The organism is Yersinia sp. 2545 StPb PI, from assembly GCF_052217125.1.
Lineage (GTDB): Bacteria > Pseudomonadota > Gammaproteobacteria > Enterobacterales > Enterobacteriaceae > Yersinia > Yersinia enterocolitica_E.
Map to the genome: position 1 here is coordinate 377,769 of NZ_JAZGPY010000001.1, position 12,886 is coordinate 390,654.

The window sequence follows — 12,886 nt, forward strand, 5'->3', positions numbered from 1 at the left end:
TAAGAAATGAAAGCGGCAACAGCAGTAATCGACCGCCGCGCTCTGCGACATAACTTGCATCAGGTACGGCGCATGGCGCCACAAAGCCGCCTGATTGCTGTTGTGAAAGCAAACGCTTATGGCCACGGGTTATTAGAAACAGCACATACTTTGCAGGATGCCGATTGCTATGGCGTCGCGCGCATCGGCGAAGCTCTGATGCTACGTTCTGGCGGAATTGTAAAACCTATTCTACTGCTGGAAGGGTTTTTTACAGCAGAGGACTTGCCTATTCTGGTGGCTAACCGGATTGAAACCGCAGTACACAGTATTGAACAATTAGAAGCGCTGGAAGCGGCCAATCTCCCTGCTCCGATCAATGTCTGGATGAAGCTCGATACCGGTATGCATCGTTTAGGAGTCCGTCCTGAGCAGGCCGAAGCCTTCTACCAGCGGCTATGTGCTTGTGGCAACGTTAGTCAGCCAGTTAATATTATGAGCCACTTCAGTCGTGCCGACGAACCTGAGGTGGATACTACCCGCCAGCAACTGGCGTGTTTTGACGCCTTTGCTATTGGCAAACCGGGTAAACAGTCTATTGCTGCATCTGGCGGTATTTTGCTGTGGCCGCAAGCGCATCGTGATTGGGTTCGTCCCGGTATCATACTGTATGGCGTTTCGCCGCTGGATGAACCTTATGCCAGCCATTTTGGTCTACTGCCAGCGATGGCATTAAAATCCAGCCTGATTGCTGTACGTGAACATAAAGCCGGTGAGTCCGTGGGCTACGGCGGAACTTGGGTCAGTGAACGTGATACGCGCCTGGGTGTGGTGGCGATTGGCTACGGTGACGGTTATCCGCGCAGCGCACCATCGGGTACGCCGATGTGGGTAAATGGCCGCGAAGTGCACATTGTGGGGCGGGTATCGATGGACATGATTTCAGTTGATCTTGGGCCAGATAGCAGCGACAAAGTCGGTGATGAAGTGCTGTTGTGGGGGGCGGATTTACCGGTTGAGAAGATCGCAGCTTACACCGGTATCAGTGCCTATGAATTGATCACCAAGCTGACCTCCCGTGTAGCGATGGAATATTTAGGGGAATAAGGTAAGCTGACTAATCAAGGTATAGACAATTATTATCAATCTAGGAGAGCAGCGCCGTGTTCCAAAATGTTGATGCCTATGCAGGTGACCCGATCCTGTCATTGATGGAGAGTTTTAAAGCCGATAGCCGAGCACATAAAGTGAATCTGAGTATCGGGCTTTATTACAATGAGCAGGGTGAGATCCCGCAAATGCAGGCAGTGGATACCGCTGAAACCCAATTGAATGCTCAGCCACATGGGACACCGGTTTACTTGCCGATGGAAGGTCTGCAATCTTATCGTACTGCTATTCAGCAGCTACTATTCGGCAGCGATCACCCTATGCTGGCTCAGCAACGAGTAGCGACTATCCAAACTGTTGGTGGCTCCGGTGCATTGAAAGTGGGTGCTGATTTCCTTCATTCCTATTTCCCAGATTCTCAGGTGTGGGTCAGTGACCCTACGTGGGAAAACCATGTCGCTATTTTCAGTGGCGCAGGGTTTAAGGTGAATACCTACCCGTACTTTGATAATGACAAGCTGGGCGTAAAATTCGATCAAATGCTGGCAACGTTGCAGCAGTTACCAGCCAGAAGCATTGTTTTGCTCCATCCTTGCTGCCATAACCCAACTGGATCTGATCTGACGAATGCACAGTGGGATCAGGTTATTGGCGTGGCTAAAGACCGGGATCTGATCCCGTTCCTGGATATTGCCTATCAGGGTTTTGGTGCTGGGCTGAATGAAGATGCTTATGCGATTCGAGCCATGGCGGCAGCGGAATTACCCTGTCTGGTCAGTAACTCCTTCTCTAAAATCTTCTCTCTGTATAACGAACGGGTCGGTGGCCTTTCCGTGGTATGTGAAAGTGAAGAAGCTGCTGGTCGGGTATTGGGGCAACTGAAAGCCACGGTGCGGCGTAACTATTCCAGCCCGCCAAACTTTGGTGCACAGGTTGTTTCAAAAGTACTGCATGACAGCGAGTTACGGGCGCAATGGCAGGCTGAAGTGGAGCAGATGCGTCGGCGTATTATTGAAATGCGCAGCACGTTGGTGGAAGCCTTGAAGGCGGCACTACCCAATCGCAATTTTGATTACTTAATGCAACAGCGTGGCATGTTCAGCTATACCGGTTTTAGTGCTGCACAAGTGGATCGTCTGCGTGACGAGTTTGGCGTGTATCTGATTGCCAGCGGCAGGATGTGTATGGCAGGTGTCAACCACAGTAATGTTCAGCGAGTAGCGGCTGCGTTTGCGGCAGTACAGTAATTAGTTATCGCGTTATCTAACACGACGAACTGTTTAAGGCGATAGAAATATCGCCTTTTTGCTTTATTTTTTCCACCATCTTTCCGTCACTTATCTACATAACCTGTCTGGTTAGCTCTTCGCCAATGGCTGTAAATCGATTAAAGAATATACTAAATAAGGTGGCAGACCCATGCCCAATGATCATTCATCGCTCACAGTAAATCTTCTGTTATAAGTGCAAGCTAATACTTCAGCATGTTGCTGTATCCGATGGAATGAATACGCTATGAGGCCCTTTCGCTAGACGGCACTGGCCCATTACAGGAGATAACCCAATGAATAATTCAGCATTATTGGAATACTGCATGTCTAAACCGGGGGCAGAGCAGAGTGATCATGAGGAATGGCAGACCAATCAGATTAAAGTAGCCGATGTGATGTTTGCGATGGTGGGTGAAATTGGTGGGCGGCCCTCTATTTCGGTAAAAACCAGCCCTGAGTTGGCGGAGAGTTTGCGAGAGCAACATCCGGAGATCGTGCCGAGTGAACACTTGAATAAAGCGCACTGGAACACGGTGTTTCTGGATGGACAATTACCGAACTCACAATTTTACTCGTTAATTGACCGCTCTTATCAATTGGTATTGCAGGGGTTACCGGAACATAGGCGACAGGAGCTGGCTGTTTGATACCCCCTTGGTACTTGGAGTTGCGGGGTTGTTAGCCAGGTTCATTATTTGGCCCATCCTTGGGCCTGGCTGATTTGTTGTTCACGGGTTGCCAACCTGCAGCTCCAATGATTTTGGATGCTGATAGATTAATTGATGCTCTACTTACGTTGCAGCATTGGCTTGAGGAAGCGTGCGGTATGTGACGCGGCGCATTCTGCAACAGTCTCTGGTGTACCAGCGACCAGAATCTCGCCACCGCCACTACCGCCTTCTGGCCCCAGATCGACAATCCAATCAGCAGTCTTAATCACATCCAGATTGTGCTCAATGACCACAATGGTATTGCCCTGATCGCGCAGCTGATGCAACACCGCCAGCAGTTGCTGAATATCAGCAAAATGCAGGCCGGTAGTCGGCTCGTCCAGAATATAGAGCGTCTGACCGGTGCCGCGTTTTGATAATTCACGCGACAGTTTCACCCGTTGCGCTTCACCACCCGACAGCGTAGTCGCAGATTGCCCCAGACAGATATAGGACAGGCCCACATCCATCAGTGTTTGCAGCTTACGCGCCAGTGCCGGAACCGCATCAAAGAACTCGCGAGCCTCTTCGATAGTCATCGCCAGCACTTCGTGGATACTTTTACCTTTGTATTTTACTTCCAGCGTTTCACGGTTATAACGCTTACCTTTACACTGGTCGCATGGCACATAGATATCGGGCAGGAAGTGCATTTCGACTTTAATCACCCCGTCGCCCTGGCAGGCCTCACAACGGCCCCCTTTGACGTTAAAGCTGAAGCGGCCTGGCGTATAACCACGGGTACGTGATTCAGGAACACCGGCAAACAGCTCACGAATGGGGGTAAAGATACCGGTATAAGTCGCCGGGTTAGAGCGCGGCGTCCGGCCAATCGGGCTTTGGTCAATATCGATGACTTTATCGAAATGCTCCAAGCCTTGAATTTCACGGAATGGCGCCGGTTCGTTGCTGGTCGCGCCGTTCAACTGGCGCTGGGCGATACAATATAAGGTGTCGTTGATCAGCGTTGACTTACCTGAGCCAGAAACCCCGGTAATACAACTAAACAGCCCGACCGGTAGTGTCAGCGTGACATCTTTCAGGTTATTGCCGCTGGCGCCAATCAGTTTTAACACTTTGGTTGGGTCCCCCGGCACGCGTTGCGCAGGTATGGCGATTTCTCGTTTGCCGCTAAGGAACTGACCGGTCAGTGACTTAGGTTCAGCCATGATGGCCTCAACGGTCCCTTCGGCCACCACCTCACCACCATGCACACCCGCACCCGGGCCAATATCAATCACATGGTCGGCTGCGCGGATAGCGTCTTCATCATGTTCCACTACAATCACGGTGTTACCCAGATTGCGCAGATGAATCAATGTTTCCAGCAACCGTTCATTATCACGTTGGTGCAAACCGATGGACGGTTCATCCAGTACATACATGACACCCACCAAGCCGGCGCCAATTTGACTGGCCAAACGGATACGTTGCGCTTCACCACCAGACAGTGTTTCCGCCGAACGGGACAACGACAGATAATTCAGCCCGACGTTAACCAAGAACTTCAGCCGATCGCCAATCTCTTTCAGCACTTTCTCAGCAATTTGCGCCCGCTGACCACTTAGTTTCATGTTTTGGAAGAAGGTCAGTGCGTGGCCGATGCTCAGTTCAGAAATCTCGGGCAGAGTGGTGTTTTCGACAAACACATAACGCGCTTCGCGGCGCAAGCGAGTACCGTGGCATGAAGCACAGGAGCGATTGCTAATATATTTGGCCAGTTCCTCACGTACTGCACTGGACTCCGTCTCTTTATAGCGACGTTCCATATTGTGCAACACCCCTTCAAATGGGTGGCGGCGAACGGTGGTATCACCCCGATCGTTAATGTATTTGAATTCAATGGTATCTTTGCCAGAACCGTATAAAACGGCGTGCTGTATCGCGCTATCGAGCGAGTTAAATGGCGTTTCGATATCAAACTTATAATGATCTGCCAGTGAACGCAGCATCTGGAAGTAATAGAAGTTGCGGCGATCCCAACCACGGATGGCACCACCCGCCAGCGACAGCTCTGGATTCTGTAATACACGGTCTGGATCAAAGAACTGCTGTACCCCTAAGCCGTCACAAGTTGGGCAGGCCCCCGCCGGGTTGTTAAAGGAGAACAGGCGTGGTTCCAACTCACTCATACTGTAGCCGCAAATCGGGCAGGCAAAGTTGGCGGAGAACAGCAACTCTTCGGCGTGAGGGTCGTCCATATCGGCAACGACGGCAGTACCACCAGAAAGCTCCAGTGCCGTTTCAAATGATTCAGCCAGACGCTGAGCCAGATCTTCACGCACTTTGAAGCGATCGACCACCACTTCAATGGTATGTTTTTTTTGCAGTTCTAATTTCGGTGGATCAGACAGATCACACACCTCGCCATCGATCCGCGCCCGGATATAGCCCTGCATAGCCAGACCTTCCAGCGTTTTGGTATGTTCGCCTTTGCGATCTTTTACCACCGGAGCCAGTAACATCAAGCGGCGGCCTTCCGGCTGACTGATGACGTTATCCACCATCTGACTGACGGTTTGCGCGGCTAGCGTAACATCGTGATCTGGGCAGCGTGGTTCACCGACACGGGCGAACAGCAAACGCAGATAATCATGGATTTCAGTGATGGTACCCACAGTCGAGCGTGGGTTATGCGAAGTTGATTTTTGCTCAATGGAGATTGCCGGTGACAGACCTTCAATATGGTCGACATCCGGTTTTTCCATCAGCGATAGAAATTGGCGCGCATAGGCGGAAAGAGACTCAACATAACGGCGTTGCCCCTCGGCATACAAGGTATCAAAAGCCAGTGAGGATTTGCCTGAACCCGATAGACCGGTGACCACGATCAGTTTGTCGCGCGGGATAATCAGGTTGATATTCTTAAGATTATGGGTGCGAGCGCCCCGAACTTCTATATTATCCATTCAAACACTTCCCGGATGTAAACTGAGCCTCTCCCGCGCCCTTTTTTACTCTTCGTACTTGAAGCCGTAGGGTTGTTGGCTGCGTTCACTCACCCTAATCACTTACTGGCTGTAAGCTCATAGGGACTCGCTCGCTTGCCGCCTACCTGCAACTCCAATTACTTTGAGTAATGTATAGACGCATTTTGCAACGTCAAAAAAGGACACAGCCAGTACGAAACGGATAATTATGACACAAAAAAACCTGAATGGATATCCAGTATTCGAGTGCAATTAAGGCAGATGTCATGATAAAACTGCAACACATTTCGCAGTTATGATCTACTGTGCCGTTTAGCAGTTAGCGTGTTAAACTTACTCGTTTATACTGTACAAAATTTACTTCATCAGGAGAGTTCACATGGCCAGCAGAGGCGTAAACAAAGTGATTTTGGTCGGGAATTTGGGCCAAGACCCGGAAGTCCGCTACATGCCAAACGGCGGAGCTGTTGCCAATATCACCCTGGCCACTTCCGAAAGCTGGCGTGATAAAGCCACCGGCGAGCAGAAAGAAAAAACTGAATGGCACCGTGTGGTGTTGTTCGGCAAACTGGCAGAAGTGGCGGGTGAATATCTGCGTAAAGGCTCTCAGGTTTATATTGAAGGCGCACTGCAAACTCGTAAATGGACAGATCAGGCTGGTGTTGAGAAATACACCACAGAAGTTGTGGTTAATGTGGGCGGCACCATGCAAATGCTGGGTGGCCGTCAGGGCGGCGCTGCTCCGGCAGGTGGTGGTGCACCACAAGACGGCGGGGCGCAAGGTGGTTGGGGTCAACCTCAGCAGCCACAAGGTGGTAACCAGTTCAGCGGCGGTCAGACTTCACGTCCGGCCCAGTCTGCACCAGCAGCACAACCACAAGGCGGCAATGAGCCACCAATGGATTTCGATGATGATATCCCGTTCTGATTGCGCTGTTTTTTAAGCACAACAGTGCTGATTAGGAAAATAAAGCCCTGCCTTGGCGGGGCTTTTTGTTGGTTTTAAGCCGCGCCTGAGGGATGAGATTTTTATACCTCGATATATCTGTTTTGCTTTCTTAAAATTGGTATTGGCAGCTTTGCAAACCAAAAAATTCTTTTATCACTATAATCAATACTCTTATGTTCATCATATGGAGCTTGGTCATGGTCACGGTTCACCATCTGAATAATTCACGTTCACAACGTATCTTGTGGATGCTGGAGGAACTGCAAGTTCCTTATGAGTTGAAGCGCTATCAGCGCGACCCCGGCAGCTTACTGGCACCACCAGAATTGAAAAAAATCCATCCATTGGGAAAATCACCAGTGATTACTGACGGTGATCTCACCTTGGCGGAGTCTGGTGCCATTATTGAGTATTTACAGGAAACCTATGATGCACAGGGGCTATTTAAACCCACCGGTCACTATGATCGTCAACAGTTCCGTTACTGGATGCATTATGCCGAAGGTTCATTGATGCCATTGCTGGTGATGAAACTTATCTTTAGCCGATTGGGTGGGCCGCCTGTGCCGTGGATTATTCGCCCGGTTGCCAAGGCTCTGGGTGATGGCGTACAGAAAAGTTATCTGAATAAGCAAATTGCTACTCACCGCGATTATCTGGAACAGCATTTGACGAATAATCAGTGGTTTGCTGGCAGTGATTTCAGCGCGGCGGATATTCAGATGAGTTTTCCTATCGAGGCAATCAACACCCGTGGTGGTCTTGAGGGGTTCCCGAAACTGCAAGATTTCTTAGTGCGCATTCATCAGCGCCCAGCCTACCAACAGGCGATTGAGAAGGGCGGAGCCTACAAACTGGAAGGCTGATAACCGATGATTCGGCATCATTGCCACGCAAAGTAAATGAGTGTGAGGCTACTCACACTTTTGTTTCCCGTCAAATTAATGCTCCCCCGACAAATTAATGTAAAAAAATGCAATAAATGTCGCTATCTGGTGTTGATTAGTCGCTACGAATAGCTAGATAATCGTTTGCCTTACAATAAGGCTATTTTATTTGCCATTTTGAACTTGGGCAGTGCTAAAAATCCTCACGTACCGAGTGTACGCTCCGGTTTTTGCGCGCTGGCCGCGTCCAAACTGCCTGCAACAATGACGCTTATTGTAGTTTTTCTTCGATTTTTTTCAGTCATGCGTGCTTCCAGCTAATCGTTTGCTATTTTCTCCACCATGAAGATGTTGGAGGCGTTGTCGAGTTAATCGGCAAAAACGGAAACGATTACGTAGGGAAGGGCGCCTGACTTGCTGACTACTTTAAAATGACACACAGGGGACATAACCATGTCTAGCACCAACCCTCAAGTGAACCGGGCAGTAACGCCAAAAGGTTCGCTTGATGCATTTTTCAAGCTTAGTGAACGCGGCAGTAATGTACGCCAGGAAGTGCTGGCTGGCCTGACAACCTTTCTCGCCATGGTCTACTCGGTCATTGTTGTACCAAGTATGCTTGGCAAAGCGGGTTTCCCACCAACAGCGGTGTTTGTGGCAACCTGTCTGGTTGCCGGTCTTGGTTCTTTGTTGATGGGGTTGTGGGCCAACTTGCCGATGGCGATTGGTTGCGCCATATCACTGACAGCGTTTACGGCATTCAGCTTGGTGCTGGGGCAACACATCAGTATTCCTGTGGCATTGGGGGCAGTATTCCTGATGGGGGTGCTGTTCACTATTATCTCTGTGACCGGTATCCGTTCATGGATATTGCGTAATTTGCCGATGGGCGTGGCACATGGTACCGGTATCGGTATCGGCTTGTTCCTGTTGCTGATTGCAGCAAACGGTGTCGGCCTGGTTATCAAAAACCCGATTGAAGGTTTACCGGTTGCACTGGGTGCATTTACCTCTTTCCCGGTCATAATGACTTTGCTAGGGCTGGCGGTGATTTTCGGTCTGGAAAAACTGCGAGTGCCGGGTGGCATTCTGCTGGTGATCATCGCCATCTCGGTTATCGGCCTGATTTTTGATCCGAGTGTGACCTATCAAGGGCTGTTTGCGATGCCTAGCCTGGCGGATGCTAACGGTAATTCATTGATTTTCAGCCTTGATATCATGGGTGCATTGAAACCTGTGGTGCTGCCAAGTGTATTGGCATTAGTGATGACTGCTGTATTTGATGCCACCGGGACTATCCGCGCGGTAGCGGGTCAGGCTAATTTGTTGGATAAAGACGGCCAGATCATCAGCGGCGGTAAAGCTCTGACATCTGACTCCGTTAGCAGCATTTTTGCTGGTTTGGTGGGCGCTGCGCCTGCTGCGGTTTATATCGAATCTGCCGCCGGTACTGCCGCTGGTGGTAAAACCGGTTTGACCGCCACCGTGGTAGGTATTTTGTTCCTGCTGATGCTGTTCCTGTCGCCACTATCCTATTTGGTTCCGGCTTATGCGACGGCACCGGCTCTGATGTATGTAGGGTTGCTGATGTTGAGCAACGTCTCCAAACTGGATTTCGAAGACTTTGTTGATGCGATGTCTGGCCTGCTTTGTGCTGTGTTTATCGTGCTGACTTGTAATATCGTCACCGGTATTATGTTGGGCTTCAGCTCGCTGGTTATTGGCCGTATCTGTTCCGGTGAATGGCGTAAACTGAATATCGGTACCGTGATTATCGCTATCGCGTTAGTGGCATTCTATGCGGGTGGCTGGGCAATCTAAGCGATGAGTTTTTGCTGGCATCGGGGTGACGCTGTCCCGATGCCACAGCGGTTTTTAATAACCCTATTTTCTTTGTTTTTTCCTGCCATCTGTTACAGGTTTTTTCCCCGTTTAACAAAAAAGTGATCTACTATCAAAAGCTAAACTCCGGCCCTGTCTACGGGCGGGTGAGGTTAAATCTTATATTGAGTTGTGTTGAGTTGAGTCTAAGGAAAGCATGGAAATTTTTTTTACAATCCTCATCCTGATTCTGGTGGTGTCGCTTTCCGGCGTTGTCACTCGGATGTTGCCGTTTCAAATCCCCCTTCCTCTGATGCAGATTGTCTGTGGTGCCTTGTTGGCCTTTCCCCACTTTGGTTTGCATGTCGATTTTGACCCGGAATTATTCCTGGTGCTGTTTATTCCACCGCTGCTCTTTGCCGACGGCTGGAAAACACCGACACGAGAGTTTATTCACCATGGGCGGGAGATATTTGGTCTGGCGCTGGCATTGGTGCTGGTCACCGTGGTGGGTATCGGCTATCTGATTTACTGGATGGTGCCGGGTATTCCGCTGGTAGCCGCGTTTGCACTGGCGGCGGTATTGTCGCCAACCGATGCTGTGGCATTATCCGGCATTGTGGGGAAAGGGCGCATACCTAAATCGATTATGGGCGTATTAGAAGGGGAGGCGTTGATGAATGATGCCTCTGGTCTGGTTGCGCTAAAGTTTGCCATTGCGGTGGCAATGGGGACGATGGTCTTTACCGTGTCTGGTGCCACACTTGAGTTCCTAAAAGTGGCGATTGGTGGCCTGCTGGCTGGTGTGGCGGTAACCTGGCTATACAGTAAGTCACTGCGCCTGATGAGCCGCTGGAGTGGTGATGATCCGGCAACACAAATTGTCTTACTGCTGCTGTTGCCATTCGCTTCTTATCTGATTGCTGAGCATATTGGCGTCTCCGGCATTCTGGCCGCAGTGGCGGCAGGGATGACCATCAGTCAGTCCGGGATTATCCGAAACGCACCATTGACGATGCGGTTACGTGCCGACAGCGTGTGGTCGATGCTGGAGTTTGTGTTTAACGGCATGGTGTTCATCCTGTTGGGGCTGCAATTACCGGGGATTTTGGAAACATCAATCATACAGGCTGAACTGGACCCAACCATTCAAACCTGGAACCTCTTCGCGGATGTTGCCATTATTTATGGTGCGTTGTTGGTACTGCGCTTTAGCTGGCTATGGTCGATGAAGAAAATCAGTAAACGCATCCTGACCAAACGGCCACTGGAGTTTGGCAATTACACCACACGTGAACTGTGGGTGGCATCGTTTGCAGGGGTACGGGGAGCGATTACTCTTGCCGGTGTCCTCTCTATTCCGTTATTCCTCAGCGATGGTTCAGCCTTCCCATCCCGTTACCAGTTGGTATTTATCGCCACCGGCGTGATTCTGCTGTCGGTTATTATCGGGGTGATTGCTTTGCCGCCATTGCTGCGTGGTGTGGTGGTAGCAGATAAAAGTGCCAGCCGTGAAGAAGTGCGTTTCGCTCGGGCGGCGACTGCCGAGGTGGCAATTGTTAGCCTGAATAAAATGGAAGAGCGGCTGGCAGCCAGCAGCGAGGAGAATATTGACCCGGAGTTGCTAAAAGAGATCAGTTCACGAGTTATCGGGACATTGCGACGGCGTACCGGCAGTAAGGATGAAATTGAGAACACCTTGCTGGTTGAGAATCTGGAGCGGCGTTTTCGTTTAACCGCATTACGAGCCGAGCGTGGGGAACTGTATCACCTGCGTGCGACGCAGAAAATCAGCAATGAAACGCTGCAAAAACTGCTGCACGATTTGGATTTGCTGGAAGCGTTACTGATCGAAAAAGAGGGTTAACGTTTCTTAAATCCGGCTGCCGTTCGGTGGCCGGTTTATCTAACGGAATCAACTTTGCGGCCCGCACTAATCAATAAAATATTCTATTATGGTAATAGCAACCCTTAAGGACGAGTCACTCGATATTGGTTTTATGTTAATGGGAAGGAACCTGTGTATTCAAAGAAACTCTGAGGAATATAATTATTGATATTTTTCTCATGGCAGTATTCTATGATTTGTCGTTTGCTGGAAACCCCTGTTTTTCTATAGAGACTTTGGATGGTATTACTGATGGTTCTGGGTGATAGATGAATTTTTCTGGCGATATCCACATGGGAAAATGAATGTAGAAGATAAAATAACACTTCCCACTCTCTTCTGGAAAATAAGTCAGATGGTGGTGTGAATACAAGAGATGTGGGTGTTTTTATTTTATTTAAATGAGTTAATATCATATTATCTACCGCTCGACCATGAAAAATAGTTCCTACAGATACGCCATTTTCATCAATTAATGGATATTTATCAAAAAACCAAGGTTGAAAATAGGGGTGCCCCTCAAATGCATGTATTTCAACTGACGTTATACGATCTTGCGATAACTCTACCTTACGGTCATGTTGTTGAAATTCATTTTGAAACTCCGATGTTGATGCCGGGAGTTCGCCATCGAGTCGTCCTTCTACGTTGAATTTATCCGGTAAGGATAATAATTCATGGTATTTTTTATTTGCATAAATAAATATTGAATTATTATCTTTCGCTCCCCAAGGCTCTGAACTCTGTGCCCAAAAGCGAATTAAAACGTTAAGTGACTCTAATAAGTTAGTTTTCATTATTTCACCATTTAATTAATTTACTATTTAATTATTGGTAATGTTTTAGTATTAATGGGGGTTGTTAAGTTATTAAATAACGATTACCCTTTGCAGTCTAGTTTATTATTTACTCTATTTTCCACAAGGAAGTGTTACATGATCAATATATCCGGTTTTAATTATGATAATGCTATAGAAGATCCCGTCGTTGGGATCTCAATTGCAGAAATGTTTAAGAAAGAAGGTTTGCAGGCTTATGGAACTCGCGTTAAGCAAGGCAAGCGCGTGAGTTGCCATAGTCATGCTCAAGATGAGGAGTGGTATATTATTCTCTCGGGTGAAGGTGCTATCTGGACTGCGGATGTCATTGATGGAGAATTAAAAAATAAGCGTGTAGATGTTTTTGCTAAAGGTTCTGTATTTTGCATCTACCCTAATACCGCGCATCAACTGGCAGCGAAAACCGACGTCGAGTTCATATTCTTGTGTCCGCAATCGCATATCACTCGTGACCGAATCCTGTTTGACGATATTGTGGCAGAGTAAGGCAAAAAAAGGGTGA

10 protein-coding genes are annotated in these 12,886 nt (G+C 48.9%); 8 read left to right on the plus strand and 2 right to left on the minus strand.

Features of this window, described 5'->3' with window-relative positions:
- The first annotated feature begins 6 nt into the window (after positions 1 to 6).
- The 3 genes from alr to V1955_RS01625 all read left to right on the plus strand — a co-directional run bounded on the left by alr (position 7) and on the right by V1955_RS01625 (position 3,007).
- The gene (alr, locus tag V1955_RS01615) at positions 7 to 1,086 is read left to right on the plus strand and encodes an alanine racemase (RefSeq protein WP_442820449.1); all 1,080 of its coding nucleotides are present in this window, start codon (positions 7 to 9) and stop codon (positions 1,084 to 1,086) included.
- 56 nt (positions 1,087 to 1,142) lie between these two features.
- Positions 1,143 to 2,336: an amino acid aminotransferase gene (locus V1955_RS01620; protein WP_083162135.1), complete on the plus strand. Its 1,194-nt coding sequence runs from the start codon at positions 1,143 to 1,145 to the stop codon at positions 2,334 to 2,336.
- 317 nt (positions 2,337 to 2,653) lie between these two features.
- A complete protein-coding gene (locus tag V1955_RS01625) occupies positions 2,654 to 3,007 on the plus strand; it encodes an MmcQ/YjbR family DNA-binding protein (protein WP_083162137.1) in 354 nt (117 codons plus the stop codon).
- A gap of 140 nt (positions 3,008 to 3,147) precedes the next feature.
- Here V1955_RS01625 and uvrA read toward each other — a convergent pair whose 3' ends face one another.
- Complete coding sequence (gene uvrA / locus V1955_RS01630) at positions 3,148 to 5,979, minus strand: excinuclease ABC subunit UvrA (RefSeq protein ID WP_083162139.1); 2,832 nt, start codon at positions 5,977 to 5,979, stop codon at positions 3,148 to 3,150.
- A 400-nt stretch (positions 5,980 to 6,379) separates the two neighbouring features.
- On the opposite strand from uvrA, the gene V1955_RS01635 reads away from it, so the two are divergent.
- The 4 genes from V1955_RS01635 (at position 6,380) to V1955_RS01650 (ending at position 11,524) form a co-directional block, all read left to right on the plus strand.
- Positions 6,380 to 6,928, plus strand: coding sequence for a single-stranded DNA-binding protein (locus V1955_RS01635; protein WP_083162141.1), 549 nt, complete (start codon positions 6,380 to 6,382; stop codon positions 6,926 to 6,928).
- A gap of 218 nt (positions 6,929 to 7,146) precedes the next feature.
- Positions 7,147 to 7,815, plus strand: coding sequence for a glutathione S-transferase family protein (locus V1955_RS01640; protein WP_083162143.1), 669 nt, complete (start codon positions 7,147 to 7,149; stop codon positions 7,813 to 7,815).
- 474 nt (positions 7,816 to 8,289) lie between these two features.
- Positions 8,290 to 9,657 (plus strand): NCS2 family permease, encoded by a 1,368-nt coding sequence (locus tag V1955_RS01645; protein ID WP_083162145.1) that lies wholly within the window; start codon positions 8,290 to 8,292, stop codon positions 9,655 to 9,657.
- Between the two features lie 217 nt (positions 9,658 to 9,874).
- Positions 9,875 to 11,524 (plus strand): Na+/H+ antiporter, encoded by a 1,650-nt coding sequence (locus tag V1955_RS01650; RefSeq protein WP_442820450.1) that lies wholly within the window; start codon positions 9,875 to 9,877, stop codon positions 11,522 to 11,524.
- 131 nt (positions 11,525 to 11,655) lie between these two features.
- Here V1955_RS01650 and V1955_RS01655 read toward each other — a convergent pair whose 3' ends face one another.
- Positions 11,656 to 12,342: a helix-turn-helix transcriptional regulator gene (locus V1955_RS01655; RefSeq protein WP_083162149.1), complete on the minus strand. Its 687-nt coding sequence runs from the start codon at positions 12,340 to 12,342 to the stop codon at positions 11,656 to 11,658.
- Between the two features lie 138 nt (positions 12,343 to 12,480).
- On the opposite strand from V1955_RS01655, the gene V1955_RS01660 reads away from it, so the two are divergent.
- Positions 12,481 to 12,870, plus strand: coding sequence for a cupin domain-containing protein (locus tag V1955_RS01660; RefSeq protein ID WP_442820451.1), 390 nt, complete (start codon positions 12,481 to 12,483; stop codon positions 12,868 to 12,870).
- The last annotated feature ends 16 nt before the right edge of the window (positions 12,871 to 12,886 follow it).

Coding starts and splice junctions, on each gene's coding strand:
- V1955_RS01640 (WP_083162143.1), top strand. CDS start 7,147: ATGGTCACGGTTCACCATCTGAATAATTCACGTTCACAACGTATCTTG.
- V1955_RS01660 (WP_442820451.1), top strand. CDS start 12,481: ATGATCAATATATCCGGTTTTAATTATGATAATGCTATAGAAGATCCC.
- V1955_RS01635 (WP_083162141.1), top strand. CDS start 6,380: ATGGCCAGCAGAGGCGTAAACAAAGTGATTTTGGTCGGGAATTTGGGC.
- alr (WP_442820449.1), top strand. CDS start 7: ATGAAAGCGGCAACAGCAGTAATCGACCGCCGCGCTCTGCGACATAAC.
- V1955_RS01655 (WP_083162149.1), bottom strand. CDS start 12,342: ATGAAAACTAACTTATTAGAGTCACTTAACGTTTTAATTCGCTTTTGG.
- uvrA (WP_083162139.1), bottom strand. CDS start 5,979: ATGGATAATATAGAAGTTCGGGGCGCTCGCACCCATAATCTTAAGAAT.
- V1955_RS01650 (WP_442820450.1), top strand. CDS start 9,875: ATGGAAATTTTTTTTACAATCCTCATCCTGATTCTGGTGGTGTCGCTT.
- V1955_RS01645 (WP_083162145.1), top strand. CDS start 8,290: ATGTCTAGCACCAACCCTCAAGTGAACCGGGCAGTAACGCCAAAAGGT.
- V1955_RS01625 (WP_083162137.1), top strand. CDS start 2,654: ATGAATAATTCAGCATTATTGGAATACTGCATGTCTAAACCGGGGGCA.